The organism is Paenibacillus sp. FSL H3-0333, assembly GCF_038002805.1.
Classification (GTDB): domain Bacteria; phylum Bacillota; class Bacilli; order Paenibacillales; family Paenibacillaceae; genus Paenibacillus_AQ; species Paenibacillus_AQ silagei.
This window is the reverse complement of sequence record NZ_JBBODG010000001.1, coordinates 6,646,397-6,667,252: the sequence shown is the minus strand read 5'-3', so window position 1 is coordinate 6,667,252 and position 20,856 is coordinate 6,646,397. Positions and strand designations below refer to the sequence as shown.

At 44.2% G+C, this 20,856-nt stretch carries 13 protein-coding genes and 1 pseudogene; 12 read left to right on the top strand and 2 right to left on the bottom strand.

Annotation, left to right across the window (positions count from 1 at the left end):
- Positions 1-368 precede the first annotated feature (368 nt).
- Positions 369-476, top strand: a pseudogene (locus MHH78_RS29135) (sigma factor-like helix-turn-helix DNA-binding protein); the annotation flags it as partial.
- A 118-nt stretch (positions 477-594) separates the two neighbouring features.
- Here the strand turns inward: MHH78_RS29135 and MHH78_RS29130 are convergent.
- The gene (locus MHH78_RS29130) at positions 595-1,422 is read right to left on the bottom strand and encodes an AraC family transcriptional regulator (RefSeq protein WP_341169720.1); all 828 of its coding nucleotides are present in this window, start codon (positions 1,420-1,422) and stop codon (positions 595-597) included.
- A 336-nt stretch (positions 1,423-1,758) separates the two neighbouring features.
- Here MHH78_RS29130 and MHH78_RS29125 point away from each other — a divergent pair, with 336 nt between their 5' ends.
- From MHH78_RS29125 to MHH78_RS29110, 4 genes are all read left to right on the top strand, one after another.
- Complete coding sequence (locus MHH78_RS29125; RefSeq protein ID WP_341169719.1) at positions 1,759-3,456, top strand: hypothetical protein; 1,698 nt, start codon at positions 1,759-1,761, stop codon at positions 3,454-3,456.
- A gap of 75 nt (positions 3,457-3,531) precedes the next feature.
- A complete protein-coding gene (locus tag MHH78_RS29120; RefSeq protein ID WP_076076734.1) occupies positions 3,532-4,449 on the top strand; it encodes an ABC transporter permease in 918 nt (305 codons plus the stop codon).
- A gap of 16 nt (positions 4,450-4,465) precedes the next feature.
- Positions 4,466-5,374: a carbohydrate ABC transporter permease gene (locus tag MHH78_RS29115; protein WP_341169718.1), complete on the top strand. Its 909-nt coding sequence runs from the start codon at positions 4,466-4,468 to the stop codon at positions 5,372-5,374.
- 53 nt (positions 5,375-5,427) lie between these two features.
- Entirely contained in the window at positions 5,428-6,924 is a 1,497-nt protein-coding gene (locus MHH78_RS29110) for an alpha-L-fucosidase (protein WP_341169717.1), read from the top strand.
- Positions 6,925-7,115: 191 nt separating this feature from the next.
- Here the strand turns inward: MHH78_RS29110 and MHH78_RS29105 are convergent, their stop codons facing one another.
- Positions 7,116-8,771: a sensor histidine kinase gene (locus MHH78_RS29105; RefSeq protein WP_341169716.1), complete on the bottom strand. Its 1,656-nt coding sequence runs from the start codon at positions 8,769-8,771 to the stop codon at positions 7,116-7,118.
- Between the two features lie 98 nt (positions 8,772-8,869).
- Between MHH78_RS29105 and MHH78_RS29100 the strand changes: the two genes are divergently transcribed.
- The 7 genes from MHH78_RS29100 to bglX all read left to right on the top strand — a co-directional run bounded on the left by MHH78_RS29100 (position 8,870) and on the right by bglX (position 20,824).
- A complete protein-coding gene (locus MHH78_RS29100; RefSeq protein WP_341169715.1) occupies positions 8,870-10,462 on the top strand; it encodes a response regulator transcription factor in 1,593 nt (530 codons plus the stop codon).
- A gap of 126 nt (positions 10,463-10,588) precedes the next feature.
- Positions 10,589-12,124 carry an ABC transporter substrate-binding protein gene (locus tag MHH78_RS29095; protein ID WP_341169714.1) on the top strand — a complete coding sequence of 512 codons (1,536 nt, stop codon included), beginning with the start codon at positions 10,589-10,591 and terminating at the stop codon, positions 12,122-12,124.
- A gap of 206 nt (positions 12,125-12,330) precedes the next feature.
- Positions 12,331-13,281 (top strand): ABC transporter permease, encoded by a 951-nt coding sequence (locus MHH78_RS29090; protein WP_340826585.1) that lies wholly within the window; start codon positions 12,331-12,333, stop codon positions 13,279-13,281.
- Positions 13,282-13,298: 17 nt separating this feature from the next.
- A complete protein-coding gene (locus MHH78_RS29085) occupies positions 13,299-14,186 on the top strand; it encodes a carbohydrate ABC transporter permease (RefSeq protein ID WP_340955234.1) in 888 nt (295 codons plus the stop codon).
- Positions 14,167-15,990, top strand: coding sequence for a family 43 glycosylhydrolase (locus MHH78_RS29080; protein ID WP_341169713.1), 1,824 nt, complete (start codon positions 14,167-14,169; stop codon positions 15,988-15,990). The genes MHH78_RS29085 and MHH78_RS29080 overlap by 20 nt, the downstream gene beginning before the upstream one ends.
- Before the next feature lie 29 nt (positions 15,991-16,019).
- A complete protein-coding gene (locus MHH78_RS29075) occupies positions 16,020-18,275 on the top strand; it encodes a glycoside hydrolase family 3 C-terminal domain-containing protein (RefSeq protein ID WP_341169712.1) in 2,256 nt (751 codons plus the stop codon).
- Between the two features lie 38 nt (positions 18,276-18,313).
- Positions 18,314-20,824, top strand: coding sequence for a beta-glucosidase BglX (gene bglX, locus MHH78_RS29070; protein WP_083684643.1), 2,511 nt, complete (start codon positions 18,314-18,316; stop codon positions 20,822-20,824).
- The last annotated feature ends 32 nt before the right edge of the window (positions 20,825-20,856 follow it).

The window sequence follows — 20,856 nt, the reverse complement described above, 5'->3', positions numbered from 1 at the left end:
GTTCGCAGCAGAATTATCTGATAGTTTCTTCTGATATATTATGGATTGTGATCAATATTTTAAATTGAAATTGAACTAGTTAATTATGATATATCCGCTATTCTGATTACCGGATGTACTATGAAACGGCTCTACTGTTGGAGGAAGGGAAAAGTGTTCAGGCGCGGGAACATCTTGAGTCAATTAAGAAGCAATGGATGAGATCAGCGCTGCTCGCAGAAATTGAACTCAAAGCAGGTAACAGCGAAACTGCTATCAAGTATGTCAGGGAAGCAGTAGATGCTTCGCGAGACGTCCAACGTTATGTGTTATATAAGGAATATGAGAGAACGTTACCGCAAGCTGTTGAAGCCTTATCGTAAACATGGAGAAAGGAGATTGCGAAGGACTTAGGAATCTTGCGGAGTTATGTATCGCGGATACAGAAGAGGGCGCTGATGAAGCTGTATCATGAGTTTTATAAGGCGAAGCGGTGAGAGATGAAGCAGACCTGCCATAGGCGGGTCTGCTTTGTTGGTTTATAAACAATGTCACATTTAAATAACGAGTAATAAACCAAGAAGAGGTTCCGGTTTATGGATATTTACAGCATCTTCAATTAAGCTCCCGGAAGCGCTGGGGCGTAACGGACTCGAACTTTCGGAAGGTAGAGATGAAATGGCTCGCGTCCAAAAAACCGACAAGTGTGGCAATGGCTTTGATGGTCAGGTGTTTGTCCAGGATCAGGTGCTCCTTGGCCTTTTGAATGCGTAAATGAATCAAATATTGATAAGGGCTCATCCCGGTGGTTATGCGGAATAAATAATTTAGCCGCTGCGAACTGAGGCCGGTGAACTCGGAAAGATTGGCCAGACCGATGCCGGAATCATGAAAATTCTTCTCCAAAAACTGAATCATGGGTAGCAGACGTTTCGAATGCTGGGAATAGGAGCGCTGGTTATCCACTTGTCCAAAGCGCTTTAGATCGATCAGGAAGCGATAGACGAAAGCCGAGCTGTCCATTCCGCTGAATTCGGATGGCCGTTGCTCCAGATGGCGCGTTCTGTAATGAATCTTGGACAGCCTGGAGCCGGGCTCCCAGCTAATGACCGTAGATGTAGCCAATCCCAATGAGGAGATAATGGTCGGAGCTAAATTACCATTGAAGGTAACGTACCAGGTGGACCACGGGTGTGATAAGGTGACATAACGATGCGGGACATGCGGAGGAAGCAGGATTCCCTGGTTCGGTCCAAGCGTAACCGTGGTTCCCGAACATTCGAATTGGCCTTCCCCGCTTACCGTATGCAGCCAGTGATAGCAGTGATAGCCCTCTGGCCGGTCAAATTCCTCTTGCCATTCATTATAGCCCGTCAGTTCTATATAAATCGGCAGCGTCCGATCCAAAGTGGTGACGAGAAATTGCTTCATGTAATGCTTCATATAACGCTCCATGGACCATCAACAACTTTCATTTTTTTATATGATACTTTAATTTTACCTGATTTTACTCTGAACTGCCATCCCTTATAATCAAGACAAAGTTTGAACGAAATGCAGCACCTAACCTTCTGTTTATTGGATTGGAATAATGGCTAGAGGTCTGTTTATCCTTCATCAACAGTTTTGAAAGGGTATTCATTTTCATTCCGCTACAGTTATTGCTTGTCTGAAGCAGCAGTGATAATCTTATATAATTTTAAGAATGGATTATTCAGTTTAAGGGGGTGATTCGCAGTATCGTTGTACAGCATGAATAAAATAGAGGGGGCTTCAAGGATGGACGGGAAACGCAAAACCGTAATTTTAATGTTAACGATCATGGTCATTATACTGTTAGCCGGATGTTCGCAAAGTAATAACGGTAAAAAAGAAAGCGCTACCAAGTCGGCTGGTGTATCGGGTACAAACGCAACGGATCCGACGGACTCATCCGGACAAGGCAAGCCTATCACTGTCAATCTGTTCGCCGGCACATCGAGCACCAACGGGAATATGGATACCAACTGGTTCACAACGTATGCCGAAGAGAAATTTAATATAGATATCAAATGGTCAACTGTACCTAACACGGATGTTACGACCAAGCAGCCGCTGCTGCTGGCCAGCGGAGATTATCCTTCGATCTTCTGGGCGGGGCAGTTCACCAATGAGGACCTGCTGAAATACGGCAAGCAAGGCGTATTTGTCCCCTTAAACGATCTCCTGAAAGAGTATGCGCCTAATGTCTGGAAGGAAATCGAGAACACGCCGGCGCTCAAGCAAGGGGTATACGCTCCGGACGGCAACATTTACGGCCTGCCGTTCTATAACTACTGCCTGCATTGCTACTACTCCAGCAAGCTGTGGGTATATGAGCCGCTCCTGGAAAAGTACGGTCTTAGTATTCCGGCGACTACGGATGAATTCGAGCATATGCTGGAGGTATTTAAGTCGAACGGCATCCTGCCGCTTACAGGGTCCACGGACGGCTGGAACTCCGATCCGACGACGTTCCTGATGAATGCCTTCGTGTATAACGACGGCGGGAACCGCCTGGAGATGAATAACGGAAAGCTTGAATTTGCCGCAATCAAGGATGAATGGAAAGACGGGCTCTCCTATATTAACCGCTTGTACAGCAAAGGTCTGATCAGCAGTGCGGCATTTACCCAGACCAATGACGTACTCAGCAAGCAAGCGGTCAATCATGAAGTTGGCGTAGTGCCTTGGGGCTGCATCAACTGCGTCGTCGGGGCCGAGAACATGAGTGAAATCATTGACTGGGTCACCATCCCGCCGCTCAAAGGTCCGGGGGGCGCCCAATACGCGGCATTCAGCGGCAATGGTGTCAGTGGAGCTGTCTTCACCATTACGAATAAAGCATCAGAAGAAGAGAAAATTGCCATCATGAAGCTGCTGAATTTCATCTGGACGCCGGAAGGCGCGACCATGGCGAACATGGGGCCGGAAGGCGAATACTGGACTAGAGCTAAGGAAGGTGAAACCGGACTAGTCGGGACACGGGCGCTGTTCGATATTGATTTTCAGCCGCCGACACCGTTCACCCGGGGCTGGAATCAGCTGGGGCCGATCTACCAGTCGGAGGAATGGCGCAACAGCATCGTCGCCAAATCTCCGTTCACACCGGATGGCTCCGGCTCGGAAGCGCTGCTGCACTACTATACGGAGAAGGATTACAAAGGCAAGCAGCCGGCGCAAGTTGTGCCAGCCTCAATCTGGATCGATCCCGCCAAGTCGCAGCAATATTCCCAGCTGAAGACGAACATTACTTCGTACGTCAATCAATGGACCGCCGAGTTCATCGTCGGCAATAAATCGATCGACAAGGACTGGGATGCATATGTGGAGGGCGTGAAGAAGCTGGGTCTGGCAGACTTCCTGAGTATCACCGAAGAAGCAATCGTGAGCCCGTTTGATACGAGCAGCTACCAGCGCGATGATGCAGTGGTGAAGAATCTCGAATCGCTGCAATAAAGCGGCATGGGCATCATCCGCTCCGCGGTATTCCGGAGCGGATGATGCAACTTTTTAAGCGAGGAATGATCGACGATGAAACCGAATTCTGATATCCGGCAACGCATAGTCCGGCACTGGCCGCTGTACGCGATCATCGCGCTGCCGACAGCTTTTCTGCTCGTGTTCAGCTATTGGCCGATGATTGGCGTTCAGATTGCCTTTCGCAACTTTAATCCGGTTCAAGGGATCTGGGGAAGTCCCTGGGTCGGCCTTCAGCAGTTCGAGCTGTTTCTCTCATCACCGTATTTCTGGCCGCTGGTCAAGAATACGCTGGTCCTGAGCCTGTACTATCTGATCGTGTCGATCCCGTGCTCGCTTATTCTGGCGCTGGCGCTGAATGAAGTAAAACACGTCCGCTTCAAAAAAACCGTGCAAATGTTTACTTACGCGCCGTATTTTATCTCGACGGTTATCCTGGTCGGTATGGTCCAGATCATGCTGTCTCCGACGAGCGGCCCTCTAGCGCTGTTCTCCAGTCTGCTCGGCAACAACAATCCGCCCAATGTCTTGGCAAGCGCCGACAGCTTCTCGTCAGTCTATGTATGGTCAGGCATCTGGCAGGAAACCGGGTATGCGGCAATTATCTATCTTGCGGCTTTGGCCAGCGTCAATCCTGAATTGTACGAGGCGGCAAGAATTGACGGAGCCAGCCGGCTGCAAAAGATCCGCTATATTGATCTGCCAGGCATTAGCTCCACCATTATTATCCTGCTGATTCTCAGCGTGGGCGGGCTGCTCAGTATCGGCTTCGAGAAAGTATTCCTGCTCCAGAACAATCTTAATCTAAGCAGTTCGGAGGTTATATCCACGTATGTGTACAAGATCGGACTGGTTAACGCCGACTTCAGCTTTGCGACAGCGATCAGCTTATTCAACTCTGTCATCGGCCTGATCCTGATTACCGCGGTCAACTATAGCGCCCGTAAAGTTTCAGACAGCAGTCTGTTCTAGGTTAGGAGGAAATTTGATGCGTCGCATATCTGCAATTCGGGAGTCCGGCTCAGACCGCATCTTTTTATTTTGCGTGTACACCGGATTAACAATAGTTCTGCTTTTGGTGTTGTACCCGCTGATCTTTATCGTCAGCTCCTCTTTCAGCTCGGCAGCGGCGGTACAGGGAGGCAAGGTCTGGCTGCTGCCGGTTGATTTCACGCTGGACGGCTATATCGGTGTTTTTCAATACAATGCAGTGTGGACGGGATTCTTCAACTCGCTGTTCTACACGGTAGGCGGTACCCTGCTGAGCGTATCGCTCACCGTCATGATGGCGTATCCCTTGTCCAGAAAAGAGATGGTGGGCCGCAACATCTGGATCTGGGCGATTCTGTTCGCTATGCTGTTCAACGGAGGACTCATTCCATTCTATCTTGTCGTCAAGAATATGGGGATGCTCAATACGCCATGGGCGATTATCGTGCCGTCGGCACTCAATATTTACTCAATTATCATTGCGAAGACGTTCTTCCAGAATTCGATGCCGAAGGAAATGTACGAGGCTGCCCAACTGGATGGCTGCGGGGACTTCAAGTTCCTGACCCGTATCGTCTTGCCGTTATCGAAGCCGATTCTTGCTGTTTTGATGTTATGGTCGGCGGTGGGATTATGGAATTCGTATTTTAATGCAATGATCTTTCTGAATTCACAGTCTCTGTATCCGCTGCAATTGGTGCTTCGCCAGATTCTGGTCGAGAACAAAATCGACTACACCAGCATGTCCGCATCGCTCGACCCTCAGCGGTTGACCATGATGAAGAACATGGAGACGCTTTTGAAATATTCACTGATCGTCATTACAACCATTCCGATTCTGATCATTTATCCTTTTGTGCAGAAGTATTTTGTGCAAGGGGTCATGATCGGCTCAGTTAAAGAATAGTGACAAGCGTACTACCCCTCTCTAAAACACAAAGCGTATTGGAGGAACGTTCAATGAAGACATCTGCTAGGGTCAAAGGACCGTTTGAGCCGAAGCTTGCTTCCCTGCAAACCTTCGAATGTCCAGCCTGGTTCCGGGATGCGAAGCTGGGAATCTGGTCACACTGGGGAGCGCAGTCCGTGCCGATGTTCGGTGACTGGTACGCCCGTAACATGTACTTTGAAGGTTCGGCTCAATACCGCTATCATATCCGTCATTACGGCCATCCGTCGGTCTTTGGCTACAAGGACATTGTCCAGCTCTGGAAGGCAGAGAAGTTCGATCCCGAAGAGCTGATGGATCTGTATCAGGCTGCGGGTGCCAAATATTTCGTGGCGCAGGCGATGCACCATGACAACTTCTTCAATTACGATTCCAGGCTGCACCGCTGGAATTCCGTTCAGATGGGACCCAAGAAGGATATCGTGGCCTTGTGGAAAGCAGCAGCAGACAAGCGGGGCTTGCCATTCGGCCTGACCGAGCATCTTGGGGCAACGTTCAGCTGGTTCCAGAGCAATAAGGGACAGGATAAGGAAGGCCTGTACAAGGGTGTCCCATACGATGGCAATGATCCGCAATACGAAGACCTGTACCTGCCCAACCAGATGTATTATCACGCAGATAAAAAGATGTACGATCTGGATCCGTGGTATGCCACCGAGCCGGAGTGGCATCAGCGCTGGCTGGATGTGATGATGGAGCTCATCGATCTGTACCAGCCGGATCTGCTGTATTCCGACGGAGCACTTCCGTTCACTGACATCTTTCAGGATGCGGCCACTGCGCCGGATGAGGCGGTTATGGCGGCAGGGCTTCAGGCAGTTGCCCATCTCTATAACAGCAGCGCCGCCCGTAACGGAGGCGTGAATAAGGCGGTCTATAATCAGAAAGACCGCAGGAAAGCAGTGTACACGATTGGCGTCCTGGATATTGAACGCAGCCAGGAGCCGGGTATCAAGGAAGAGCCCTGGCAGACGGACACCTGTGTCGGTGACTGGTTCTATAATGCCAAGGCCGTATACAAGAGACCGGATCACGTGATTGAAATCCTGATCGATATCATCTCCAAGAACGGCAATCTACTGCTCAATATACCCCAGAGGCCGGATGGAACAATTGATGATGAATGCCGGTATATTCTTCAGGAGATGGCTCAGTGGATGGCTGTATCTTCGGAAGGAGTCTACGGGACGAGGCCGTTCCGCGTGTCTGGCGAAGGGAATTCGCGCGTGGTTATCGAGCAATACAAAGAGGACAGGGTGGAGTGGGATGCGACGGATTTCCGGTTCACGCAGAAAGGGAATACGGTCTACGCCTTCCAGATGAAGGCACCCGGTGACCGGATGGCTGTCATACGGTCATTCGGGCCGGAAGAACGGGTTAGACACGTGCATCTGCTCGGTGCAGGACCGGTAGAATTCAGCCAGGCATTAGGCCCGCTGGTTGTATCTTTGCCGGAACATCTGCCGACGCCGTACGTGCATTGTCTTGCGGTCGAACTGGAAGGATAGAGAAAGCGGGTATCATCCTCATTCAAGGATGATACCCGCTTTTGCTTCACTGTCCCAAACAAAGTCTGATCAGATCCTCTTGGAGTATGAAAAGTGTTCTAGGCCAATACTTCCATAGGGTGCGAACGGATAGTCGATCGTAATACGCCGCACTCAACTCATGACGTCCGAGCTGCTAACTGTGACTTTACTTATTCTTGGAAGAGCGCAGGCAAGATGAGTTCACTTACGGCGCCGTTTTGATTATAAAAGCGCCATTTTGCTTTTCCCTCAAATAACAAGGAGAGACGCTGCAGGGTATTACTGACTCCAATATGCTCAGCCTTGCTATCAACTATAGCTTTCCCTTGATTCAATTGCTCTAGTTGAGCTGCAGGATATCCGTTTCCTGTGTCGGAAATCATTATTTTAGCAAATGGGTAGAAATCGAGTTCGATCGCGACAATTTTGACTGAAATATGTGTTGATTTATCGGGTTGTATAGCATATTTAATGGAGTTCTCCACAAAATTTTGAATAAGCATAGGTGGAACAAGCATATCCTCGATCATCTTATCGGTTTCAATGGAATAGGTAAACCTGTCTTTATAGCGGATTGACTGAATCTGAAGATAAGTGTTAACATGTTTGATTTCTTCATAAAGTGGGAGCAAATCGACCTCTATTTTGATCATGTACCGATAGAAGTCGACAGAATGAACAATCAATTTCTGAGCGGTCTGAGAATCTCCATTCTCCAGGAGATTATAAACCATATTTAACGAATTAATAATGAAATGAGGTTGGATTTGAAGTTGAAGATTCCGAAGTTGTGACTTTTGAGCCTTGATTTCTTCTTCGTAGACACTTATTTTCAAATGCTGAACCTCATCGATCATCTGGTTAAATGTCTTATTGACAATGGCAATTTCATTGGACGCGCGGTAATGGGGAATCCGGTATTGCAAATCTCCTCGTTGAATATGTTTCATGGCTTTATTCAATTTCTGTAGCGGTTGAACAACCGTAATTCTCAAAATATAAAAAACAAAGGGAAGCATCAAGGCAACGATTACTGATATTGCCACTACATACTTCTGCATGAATGGAAGGGTTCTCAATAACTCATTGAATGGTATGATTTCAATGAAGGTGATGGGTGCAGCAGAGGAAGAAGCTGTAACAACCAAAGCATTATCATGTTGTGAAAGTTTGGGGTTTACAACATCCCCCTCCGCTACCAGTATTAGGGATTTGCTTTCCTGATTAGGTACAAAGTGACTTAAAAGCCTGTCCAGATTAACATAAGCCCCGGTTAAAACGCCATTGCCATTTTTAATGATTTTTAGCATACTGAAGTGATTGTTGATATTCATAAGTTGCCAATTTGATTTCAGATTATCTGCATCTTCAGCATGGGCGGTATTTAAAACATAGTTTTGGATGTCACTTCGTTCTTTCAATTCTAAGGTGGCCTGGCTTCCCGATATAAAACTATCATCAGTATAGACAAATAACATATCGATGCTGCTGCCTATATTTATAATTTTCTCAGAGAGAGTCAGGCTAATTCTTTGCTTAGCTAACATGGAGTCTGTTTCATTATTGCTCATTGCCAACTGGGGATCATTATCAAACAACGCTGTAGTAGTTATAAAGGTGGTTGCATTATTAAGCTGATTGTCAACCTGAAACCAATAGGACTCTAACATATTTTCATGAGTGCTGTGCACTTGCCCCAGCAGTGTAGACCGGGATTCATAATTGTTGTAAATAAACATCCCGATTACCGGTATAAGGAGCGTGAAGATGGATATGAGTTTGAAAAAAATAGAGTTATAGAACTCCTTATGATAAAATCGCTTCATCGCTCGGCCCCTTATTGTTTGTGATTAAACTACCGTGCTACAGTACATCATATTGTAGGATTAAATCAAGAAAAAAATGCAACAGGAGGTTCATAATCATGAATGTGCTGATAGTTGATGACGAGCTGAGTGCCATAGAAGCTGTGCGTAACGGTATACAGTGGGGAATGATCGGAATTGAAAATGTATTCACCGCAATGAATGTGCAGGAGGCTACTCGCCAATTCGATAATGTTCCAATAGACATTCTGCTTAGCGATATCGAAATGCCGATGGGTACAGGCCTAGAATTGTTGAGATGGCTGAATACGCATCATCCCCATGTGAAATGCATCTTTATGACTTGTCATGCAGATTTCCGCTTCTTACAAGAAGCAATGCAATTGGGGAGTGTTAACTATATCCTGAAACCTTTGAATTTTGATAAAATGGAGCTTGTTCTAAAGGAGACGAAGGACAATATCCTGGCGGACCGGATTCTGAATGAAAATAGTAACTCTTGGATCCAGAATAAAAAATCTGTAGTAAAACAATTTTGGAAAGACTTTTTCCTTGGTGAGATATCGCCGAATAAAGATAGCCTGACGAACTACTTTCGACAGAAACGATTGGAAATTAATCTGGAGAACGCCTATCTTCCTATTCTGATTGTGACGAAGAAATTCACGGAGTCTGTAACCAAAGAAGACCAAAAACTGCTGCATTACGCTTTGAGGAATATAACGGAGGAGATTTTTGTCATTCCTGGAGTTGCTGAAGAGGTGATCCCTTTTTCGGAAACGACCCTATTAGTTATGCTAGAGATGGATGCAAGCCAAGATGAACATCGTCTATATAATCAAATTAATGATTGTTGCCGCCAATTAAGTGATACAGCTGCGAAGTACATTAAGGAGATTATCTGTTGTTATATTGGCGATAAAGATACTATTTATGAAATGCCCTCCGTTATTGAAGCGCTGCAAGAGAGGGATTTTAATAACGTAATTCATGAATCCGAAGTATTCTATCTGAAACAAGAACGCCGTACGCATAGTTCAGTACAATCAGAATTCCCTATTGCCCAGTGGAGAGAATGGTTAAGGCAAGGAAGATATAACCAAGTTGAGGATGATATTACGACCAGGTTAACCTCTAAAGAACAAAGACTCAAGATTAACCGGGAATTTTTGAATAAATTCATTAGAGATTTCTATTATTTGATCTTTGGATTTACCCATGATCGAAGTATCTTTATTAATGAGCTGTTAGGCGACGAGGAATCTAATCAATTATTTGAGAACGCTTCGGAATCATTAGAAGGTATGCTGAAATGGGTGAACCATGCCATAATTCTCATGCGGAATTTTGATAAGGAAAATGCAAATAGAGATCTACCGGTTGAACAGACAAAAAAGTATATCGATATTCATCTTTCTGAGGAATTATCGATGGAATTAATTGCACAGAATGTGCATCTAAATGCCGATTACCTGACGAGAATTTTTAAAAAAGAGGTAGGCATATCGATTAGTAAATACATTATCAACAAAAAAATGGAAGTTGCAAAAGAACTTCTAATCCATACTGACAGGAGTATTGGGGAGATTGCTTCACTTGTCGGATACTACAATTACTCGAGCTTTAATCGCATCTTTACCAAAGAGACGGGAATGTCTCCTCAAGAATTCAAAATCAGGAACAGAAATTAAACGATATATTAAAAGTCGGTTTTTGTAATCTATATAGTCGGAACAAGTATAACGTAGGCGTTCCCCCGCTTATTATAATGAAGACAAGACAGAAAAAAATGCATTTACTATAAGGGGGAAATAACATTGAAAAAAATAACAACTATATTACTGGCAGCCAGTCTAACGCTAGCCTTAGCAGGATGTGGAAACGGTAACAATTCGAATTCATCAGCTACAAACAACGGGAATGGTTCACTAAGTGAAGGTGTGGAGCCTGGGGGAATTGATTTCAAGGAAGAACCGTACACGATAAAAGTCAACTATGCGGTACTGGGGCAAGAACAAGTGGATCTGCCTAAAATCGAGGAAAAGGTAAATGAAATCACTCTAAAAGAAATTAATGCAAAAGTCGATCTTGAAGGTGTTAGTCTATATAATATGGCCAATGCATATGCGCTAAAAGCTTCCAGCGGCGAGAAAACAGACCTAATGCTCCTTATGCCCGGAAGTGCTTATCTCGCTCCGTTTGCGAACAACAAAATGATTCGTCCCATTGACGATGAACTTGCGAAGTGGGGACCCGCGCTTAAAGAAACGTTGGGGGATATAATCAAAACTGGCCAATTCAACGGGAAGCAATTCGGGATTCCGCAAAAGATGGATCAAAAACTTACATTTGGCTTTAATATGAGCAAAGCAGTCTTGGATAAGTACAATATTGATCTTACTTCTATTCAATCGATCGCTGACATGGACTCCGTGTTGGCCAAGGTTCACGAGGGGGAACCCAAAATGATCACGTTTGCTCCTGAAGTAAGTTCGTCCAATATTACAAACTCCCTGGTATATGGAGATGGGCTCGGGAATTCATATGGTGTGCTCATGGATGGCAGCGGTACGAAGCTGGTGAACATGTATGAATCCGAGCAGTGGATGAACACAGCGAAAAAAGTTCGGGAATGGTACAAAAAAGGGTATATCTCCAAAGATGTAAGCACTTCGCAAGATGATGGCGCTGCGCTACTTGAGAGTGGAAAAGTTTTTGCAACAGCAGCTAATTCTGTCGGATTTGCTGGCGGGTTCTCGCAGCCCATTGAGCAGAAAACAGTGGCATTGCATCCGCCTGTTCTCTCAACTGTAGATTCGCAGTTATTCGTTTGGGCGGTAGCCTCTTCTAGTAAACGTCCCGACAAGGCAGTTCAATTCCTGAACCTGATGAACTCCAATGTTGAGTTGTCGACCTTGCTTCGTTTTGGTATTAAAGGCGAACATTACGAGATCAACGAAGACGGGACCATTGATGAGTCCAAAAATACAAATTACAATCAAAACAGCTGGCTGATGTTCGGGGATTATGATCAATTACCGTTAGCTGCTAAATTTGTTGAACCAACCGGTCTTTCCGTCGAGGAATATAAAACGAAACTGAAAGAGTGGAATGACAAAACGGCGAAATCTCCTGGGTATGGATTTATATTCGATCCGACACCCGTAAAAACGGAAATCTCGGCATTGGACGCTGCTAGTGAACAATATGTGAAGGTGATAGGCAACGGTGCTGTGGATACGGATGAAATGGCTAAGACATTTAATGAAAGTTTATATGCAGCAGGCCTGCAAAAGGTAATAGATGAAAAACAGCGTCAATTAGATGCTTGGCTGGCACAAAACGGGAAATAAGTCAAACGATAATGATCATAATTGGAGCTGTTTTCCTGTAGCATTTTTTGCAGGTGAAGCGGCTCTTTTTTTATCTCCGAATGAGATGAAACAGCAAGGAACAAGTCGGAAAAGGATATATTATACGTCGTTCAAAGTATAACGTTAGCCTTTATTCTTTGTGTAAGATAAATGAAGAGAGTAACTTGAATGGGGAGGCGGAAGCGGTGAAAGCAATATCAGATTTAAGATTACAGAACAGAGGTGGAAAAAAGATTAAGTGGAAGTCCTATATTCCTTTATATCTTATGGCTCTGCCCGCATTAATTTATCTGTTTATTAACAATTACATGCCATTATACGGAATGCAGATTGCTTTTCGGGAGCTTGATTTCTCGGGAAGTATTTTCAGCGGAAAGTTCGTATGGTTCAAGAACTTCAAGTTTTTATTTGCAACTGATGATGCCTGGATCATGACACGAAATACAGTTTTATACAATCTTCTGTTTATCGTTGTAGGAACCCTATTTTCTATCGTTGTAACGATTCTTTTTAATGAAATCATTAGTAAGAAGATATCCAAGGCTTATCAATCTGCTGTATTGATTCCTTATTTTATCTCAATGGTTATTGTAGGGTATTTAGTCTTCGCATTCCTTAGCAGTGATAATGGCTTCATTAATCATTCCATCTTGAAGCCATTAGGGATCGAGCCTATATCCTGGTACTCCGAATCGAAGTACTGGCCATTCATTCTGTTATTTATAAACATATGGAAAAGTTTGGGATACAATCTAATGTTTTATACAGCGAGAATTATTACGATCAGTACTGATTATTATGAAGCTGCAAAAATAGACGGTGCAACAAAGTTTCAGCAAATCATGAACATTACGCTGCCGCTTCTCAAACCAGTAATTATATTGACGACAATTCTATCCATTGGAAGAATGTTTTATTCGGATTTCGGATTGTTTTATCAGGTGCCAATGAACTCAGGTGCACTGTATGACGTTACGACGACAATCGATACGTATTCGTTCCGGGCGCTCATGAAGCTTGGTGACATTACAATGTCAACTGCAACAGGTGTATACCAGTCAGCAGTCGGGTTCATATTGATTTTAATTGCAAATGCAGTGATTAAAAAGGCTAGCAAAGAAGATTCCCTATTCTGAACACGGAGCGATTAACGATGATAGAAAACAAAGATAAAAGATGGTCCATTGCTGGACATGTTCTCATGATAATTTTAAGCGTTCTCGCGGTTGCACCTTTTATTTTGCTGTTTATGTCTTCTATAACGGACGAAGCAACGGCATTACAGGACGGCTACAGCTTCTTTCCGCAAAAATTTTCTCTGGATGCATATTCTTATATTCTGGGGCAATGGGAGCTTATTGGGAGAGGGTACTTGGTATCCATTTTCATTACCGTAGTTGGAACAATCCTTGGCGTAAGTATATCGGCTATGCTTGCATATACGCTTAGTAAACATGATCTGCCTGGACGCCGGCTACTAATGTTTCTGCTAACCTTTACGATGCTTTTTAATGGTGGATTGACTTCAACTTATATTGTGTATACACAGATCTTGCATGTCAAAGACACAATCTTTGGTTTGATGATGCCAAATTTGTTGATGAATGCCTATTTCGTTATCATGTTCAAAAATTATTTTGAGCACACTCTTCCGGGAGCACTTGTAGAATCTGCAAGAATAGATGGGGCAACAGAGTTTAAGGTCTTTTACAAAATTGCAATACCGCTGTCTATGCCAATGATCGTGACGGTCGGGATGACTTCAGCATTGACCTATTGGAACGACTGGACGAACGGGATGTATTTCCTCTCAACGAACAGTAAACTTCAAAGTATTCAAACCATTCTTAATAATATTAATGAGAATATCAAATTCCTACAGCAAAATAATGTAGGGACAGCGGTAACAACAGCAGATTTACCTTCAGTTACCATACGTATGGCTATTGCTGTTGTCGGTGTCTTGCCGATGCTGGCGTTGTTCCCAATCTTCCAGAAATGGTTCGTTAAAGGGGCAACTGATGGGGCAGTTAAAGGGTAGGAACAAAAATATGGCGATTCAAGGGAGTGGATATAAGATGTACGTTTGCAATCCTATTAACATGGAATACAAATATCAGTTTATCGAAGGAGCAGGAAAAATGCTTACTTTTAGGGAAGCTGCTGATCCTTCTATGATTCTATTTCATGGACAATACTTTATGTTTCCCTCAATGACAGCGGGATTTCTTGTAAGCGATAATCTGCATGACTGGGAATTTTATCCTTTGAAGGGTTTGCCTATTCATGATTATGCTCCGGATGTGCGGGTTATCGGGGAGTATATGTATTTTTCTGCATCCAGCCGATCGAAGAATTGCTCTTTCTACAGAACAAAAGACCCGATTCGCGGTGAGTTTGAGGAAATAGAAGGGACATTTCCATTCTGGGATCCCAATCTATTTGTAGATGATGATGGTAAGGTTTATTTTTACTGGGGATGTTCCAGTCAAACGCCTATTTATGGGGTCGAGCTGGATCCAAGGGACATGAAACCCAAGGGGGAGCCGCTAGAACTGATCTATAGCAATACTACGGTTATTGGTTATGAGAGAAATGGCGAAAATCATATCCCAAAAACGCTTGAGCAAATTGAGGAGATAGTGCAAGGCTATGCAAATGCAAATCCGGGTATTACTGATGAGCATCTGAATATGATTAGGCAGGCGGTAGGGGGTGATCCATACATTGAAGGCGCATGGATGGATAAGCATAACGGAAAATACTATCTTCAATATTCTAGCCCCGGGACGGAGTGTAACATTTATTCGGATGGGGTCTACGTATCCGATAAACCATTAGGACCGTTTACGCTGGCGAATAATAATCCTTTCTCCTACAAGCCGGGGGGGTTCATCCCTGGTGCTGGGCACGGATCGACAATGGAAGATAAATACGGGAATCTTTGGCATTCTTCAACTATGAGAATCAGCATCAATTATATTTTTGAAAGAAGATTGGGATTATGGCCTGCAGGCTTCGATAAGGACGGGGAATTATTCTGCAATCAGCGATTTGGGGACTGGCCCTTCAGGATCGAACAGGCACAGATGAATCCATGGGACAATCCGGAATGGATGCTGTTGTCTTACAATAAACCCGCTAAGGCATCTTCCTGTACAGAAGGAAAAGAAGCTTCAAAAGCGACGGATGAGAATGTTCAAACATGGTGGCAAGCAGGCTCTAATGCTTCTGGAGAATGGATCGAAGTAGATTTGAAGCATCCATGCGATGTACATGCCATACAAATCAATTTTGCCGATGATCAATTGGATCTTTCGCTTCCAGAGGGAGCGGCTATGATAGAAGGGCGATTCATCGACGAACGTCAGCATTATACCAGATGGATTCTCGAAGGATCAGTGGATGGAAAAGAATATTTTGTAATTGAGGATAAGTCGGATGCAACTACTGATTTGTCACATGATCTCATAGTGAAAGAAGACGGAATAAAGGCAAGGTATCTACGGTGCATTGTAAAGGGGCTTCCTTTTAACCAAGATGCATGTATTTCGGGTCTTCGCGTGTTCGGGATTGGCGTTGGAACACTCCCTGATAAAACGAGCGAAATCCAACTCGAACTTCTAGGTGATCTGGATCTTTCGGTTTCATGGAACAGTGTTGAAGCGGTTGGTTGCAATGTGCTCTGGGGATTTGCTCCGGATAAACTGTACCATAGTCACATGATATTCGAAAGAAATCAGATGGTAATTAAGGCATTAATCAAAGGTCAGCCGTTATATGTCCGGGTAGATAGTTTTAATGAGGTCGGGATAACTGAAGGCGAAGTTTACAAGGCGATCTAATACGTCCAGCCCGAAAGGAGATGCTTAATATGAATAGAGATCTTAAAAAAATCATCTCACGGATGACCTTGGAAGAGAAAGTAAGATTATGCTCAGGAGTAGGCGCTTGGAATACAGCTGCTCTTCCTGAACACGATATACCAGCGCTAATGCTCACAGACGGGCCGCATGGTCTAAGAAAACAATCGGGAGCCCAAGATCATATGGGGCTCAACGACAGTGTGCCAGCAACTTGTTTTCCTACAGCAGCAGGACTAGCCAGTTCGTGGAATAAGACTTTACTAGAACAAGTTGGAGCTGCACTTGGCGAAGAATGTCAGGCAGAAGATGTTCATATTCTCCTTGGACCCGGGACAAATATCAAACGATCGCCGCTGTGCGGAAGAAACTTTGAGTACTTCTCTGAGGACCCCTACTTATCATCTGAATTAACGACCAGTTATGTTCAAGGCGTTCAAAGTCAAGGGGTAGGAACGTCACTTAAACATTTTGCAGTAAATAACCAGGAAACGAAACGGTTTAATATCAATGTCATTCTTGATGAGCGAACGTTACGTGAGATTTATCTTGCGAGCTTCGAAAATGTAATAAAACAAGCACAGCCGTGGAGTGTAATGGCTGCTTATAACAAGATTAATGGTGAATATTGCTCACAAAACGAGAAATTATTAAATGATATTTTAAGAGAGGAATGGGAGTTCGAAGGAATAGTTGTCTCTGATTGGGGGGCTGTTAGTGAGAGGGATGTTGCACTCTCAGCAGGTATGGATCTGGAAATGCCCGACAGCAATGGTGTAGGCAGCGAGAAGATTATTAACGCCGTGCGCAGTGGTACTATGTCTGAAGAAATCTTGGATGTTGCTGTTGAAAGAATTCTTTCAACTATATATAAAACGATAGACAATAAAAAGGATCACGTAACCTATAATCAAAAAGCTCATCACCAATTCGCTAGATCCGTAGCAGCAGAGAGCATGGTGTTATTGAAAAATGACGATCAGCTTCTTCCGCTTCAAAAACAAGGAAAACTCGCAGTAATCGGCGCCTTTGCCAAGCATCCAAGATACCAAGGCGCAGGAAGTTCACGGGTAAATCCTACACAGTTAGAAGTCCCAATGGACGAAATAGCTAAAACAGCGTCGCAGGCACGAGTACAATATGCTGAAGGTTATTCATTGGACTCAGGGGAGATTAATGCTCAATTGATTCAGGAAGCTAAAAAGGTTGCCGGGGAATCGGAAGTAGCGATTTTGTTCGTTGGACTGCCAGAGAAATATGATGCTGAAGGTGTGGACAGAGAGCACTTAAAGCTTCCAGATAATCAGAATGCTTTGATAGAAGCAGTTACCGAGATTCAGAGCAACACTGTCATTGTTCTATTCAATGGTTCTGCTGTTGAAATGCCATGGATTCACAAGGTGAAGGGGGTGCTTGAAGCATATTTGGGTGGACAAGGGATGGCCGGTGCTGTAGCTGATATTCTTTTCGGTGATAAGAATCCATCCGGAAAACTCGCGGAAACCTTCCCGGTTCAACTGAGCCAAACCCCATCTTACATTAACTTCCCGGGTGAAGGTGACAAGGTAGAGTATAGAGAGGGCCTATTCGTAGGTTATCGTTATTACGATAAAGTTGAGATTGAACCTTTATTCCCGTTCGGGCACGGTCTCTCCTATACCACGTTTGAATATTCCGAGCTTCAATTGAATAAGAAAGAAATTACAGATTCCGAAGAAGTCATAGTCTCGGTAAAGGTGAAGAATACAGGAGGCAGAGCAGGGAAAGAAATTGTACAACTCTACGTGCAGGATATTGTGTCTAGTGTTATCAGACCTGTCAAAGAATTAAAGGCCTTTGAAAAAATTGAGTTGGCTCCAGGAGAGGAAAAGCGGGTTATTTTTAAACTGGGGAAACGTGCGTTTGCTTATTATAACGTTGAATTAAAGGATTGGCATGTGGAAAGCGGTGACTTTGAACTTCTTATTGGTAAATCCTCTAAAGAGATCGTTCTGCAAGATACAATTAAGGTCCATTCATCAGTTAGATTGCGCAAGAAATATACCTTAGATTCTACCTTAGGCGATATTAAGTCTGAACCAGCTGCTGCTTCATTTATTTCATCGTTATTGACAGGGATGGGCTTCGGAAGCTCAGGATCTGAGGGGCCATTTGGAATGGACATGGAATCTTTACTGAACAGTATTAAGCTCAGAATTATTGAGAACCAAAGAGCAATGCCGCAGGAACAGCTGGAGCAATTTCTTGCATATTTAAATGAGGGCTAGAAGGCTAGACAAATCAGATAAGCCCAGGGAGGGTTATTATGATAATTGGAATTTGGAACAGTAAAATTGAAACAGAACTTGCTAGTATTAAATTTATCTTTCAAATTGAGGAACTGAACGGATTGCAGCTCCGCGTCTGGTCTGAGCCCGTCCCTATGGTTGAGATCGAAGAGACGGTGATAGAGGGAAATCATCTTTTTGCTAAGGGACATAATAAATATGTGCCTGGTATCCTTACGTTCGATTTATATTTTGAAGAAAACTCTTTTACCGGAAAATTAGATATGATGGGTCAAGAAATTGAGCTGATTGGAGAAAAAGGTAGAGGAACCGCTCTGTCCGAAGAGTTCGCAGCTCTAGCGGAAAAGGTCCGTAAAACGGATCTAAGTCCCCGAACAGATGCGGAGATAAAAGAAGAAGTTGATAAGCTGCTAAGTAAGATGTCTCTAGAAGATAAAATTGGGCAAATGAGCCAGTGTTTATCGTCCAATCACTCTTTTGGCGGTGAAGTGGAATCTGCACCACCTGAAGTATTAGTTGCGGAAGGAAAAGCAGGCTCTATTCTTGGGGCATTTGATCTAAAGCGTATATATGAGCTGCAGAAGATTGCGGTAGAACAGTCTCCTCATAAAATTCCGTTATTCTTCAACGCGGATATTATCCATGGATTTCAGACTATTTTTCCTGTTCCGCTGGCATGGTCATGCAGTTGGGACATGGAATTAATTAAAGATGCTTGTTCCATTGCAGCAAAGGAAGCGACAGCTTCCGGCAATACCTATAATCACGGACCTATGGTTGATTTGACCAGGGATCCACGTTGGGGACGTGTCGTAGAAGGAGCGGGAGAAGATCCTTACCTTGGAGCTCAAATCGCTAAGGCTCAAGTAGAGGGATTTCAAGGAGATAGTTTGTTTAGCGACGAAACCTTGATTGCTTGCCTGAAGCATTTTATTGGCTACGGAGGGACTGAAGGAGGACGCGACTACAATACTGTGGATATCTCCGAGGGAACACTCCGGAATTTCCATTTGCCGGCATTCCAAGCGGGTATAGAGGCAGGGGCGGGTTCAGTGATGAATGCCTTCAATATTTATCAAGGTGTGCCTGTAGCCGGTAATTCATTCTTGCTTCGTGAGTTGCTGCGTGAAGAGCTTGGATTTGAGGGAATGTTAATCTCGGATTATGGTTCTGTGGAAGAGATACAGATTCATGGAGCAGCCCGGGATAAAAGAGAAGCGGCGGCTATGGCCATGAATGCTACGATGGATATTGAGATGGTCACAAGAGTGTATGCTGAGGAGCTCCCTCGCTTAGTGGAAGCAGGTACTATTAAAGAGGAACAACTTAATGACGCTGTTCGCCGGATTCTAACTTACAAATATAAAATAGGAATTATGGATGATCCCTATCGTTATATCCAGCCAGAGAAAGAAGCTCAACTCCATCTTCATCCAGATCATTTGGAGAAGAGTAGAGAATTAGCTCGTAAATCGGTTGTAATGCTCAAAAATAACGGAGTACTCCCTCTGGAAAGAGAACAAAAGGTTGCAGTAATTGGGCCTTTTGGTGCGAGCAGAGATTTGCTTGGACCTTGGCAATTCTCCCAATATGCTTACGAGACCATATCCTTATTACAAGGGATATCGGCTAAAGGGTTGGACAAGAGCCAGCTGAAATACGTGCAGGGATGCGGTGTAGAGACAGATATTGAGAACGGTATCGAGGAAGCCATTATGGCTGCCAAGGAGTCAGATGTCATTGTTCTCGCATTAGGTGAACACAGCGATATGAGTGGAGAAGCAGCTTCGCGGACAGATATTACACTCCCAGCGGTTCAGATGAAATTGGCTGAAGCGGTTGTAGCAACAGGAAAGCCAGTTGTTCTGGTATTAACTAACGGCAGGCCTCTTGCGCTTAATTGGTTTGAACAGCATACGGATGCGATTGTTGAAACTTGGTTTTTGGGTTCCCAGGCAGGTCATGCCATAGCCGACGTTTTATTTGGTGACTACAATCCATCTGGTAAACTCACAATGAGCTTTCCACAGAACGTAGGACAAGTGCCGGTGTATTACAATCATTTTAAAACTGGACGTCCAGTGACGAATGCAACTCGGGATCAGAAATATATCTCAAAATATATTGATTGTCCTAATGATCCGTTATACCCGTTCGGATACGGACTTAGTTATTCCAAATTTGAATACTCGAATCTCCATTTAGACTCACCAAAGATGACCCGGAAAGAAGTACTTCATGCGAGCGTGACAGTAACCAATACGGGACATTATGCCGGTGAAGAAATTGTACAGCTTTATATTCAAGATCTATACGGCAGCACTGTTCGTCCGGTCAAAGAACTTAAAAACTTCCGCTCTATATGGCTGGAGCCGGGTCAAAGTCAAATGGTAGAATTCCAAATTTCGGAGCAAGATTTGATCTACTACACAGGCAATCATAGATACGAAGCAGAGCTCGGAGAGTTCAAACTATATATTGGCTCAAATTCAGTTGATGTAATGGAAGTTGCTTTCGAACTGGTGTAGGTATCGGGAAACAATACGGAAAATGATCAACA

Bases quoted from the DNA above. Each gene is read 5' to 3' on its own strand.
- MHH78_RS29130 (WP_341169720.1), bottom strand. From the start codon at position 1,422: ATGAAGCATTACATGAAGCAATTTCTCGTCACCACTTTGGATCGGACG.
- MHH78_RS29125 (WP_341169719.1), top strand. From the start codon at position 1,759: ATGGACGGGAAACGCAAAACCGTAATTTTAATGTTAACGATCATGGTC.
- MHH78_RS29120 (WP_076076734.1), top strand. From the start codon at position 3,532: ATGAAACCGAATTCTGATATCCGGCAACGCATAGTCCGGCACTGGCCG.
- MHH78_RS29115 (WP_341169718.1), top strand. From the start codon at position 4,466: ATGCGTCGCATATCTGCAATTCGGGAGTCCGGCTCAGACCGCATCTTT.
- MHH78_RS29110 (WP_341169717.1), top strand. From the start codon at position 5,428: ATGAAGACATCTGCTAGGGTCAAAGGACCGTTTGAGCCGAAGCTTGCT.
- MHH78_RS29105 (WP_341169716.1), bottom strand. From the start codon at position 8,771: ATGAAGCGATTTTATCATAAGGAGTTCTATAACTCTATTTTTTTCAAA.
- MHH78_RS29100 (WP_341169715.1), top strand. From the start codon at position 8,870: ATGAATGTGCTGATAGTTGATGACGAGCTGAGTGCCATAGAAGCTGTG.
- MHH78_RS29085 (WP_340955234.1), top strand. From the start codon at position 13,299: ATGATAGAAAACAAAGATAAAAGATGGTCCATTGCTGGACATGTTCTC.
- MHH78_RS29080 (WP_341169713.1), top strand. From the start codon at position 14,167: ATGGGGCAGTTAAAGGGTAGGAACAAAAATATGGCGATTCAAGGGAGT.
- MHH78_RS29075 (WP_341169712.1), top strand. From the start codon at position 16,020: ATGAATAGAGATCTTAAAAAAATCATCTCACGGATGACCTTGGAAGAG.
- bglX (WP_083684643.1), top strand. From the start codon at position 18,314: ATGATAATTGGAATTTGGAACAGTAAAATTGAAACAGAACTTGCTAGT.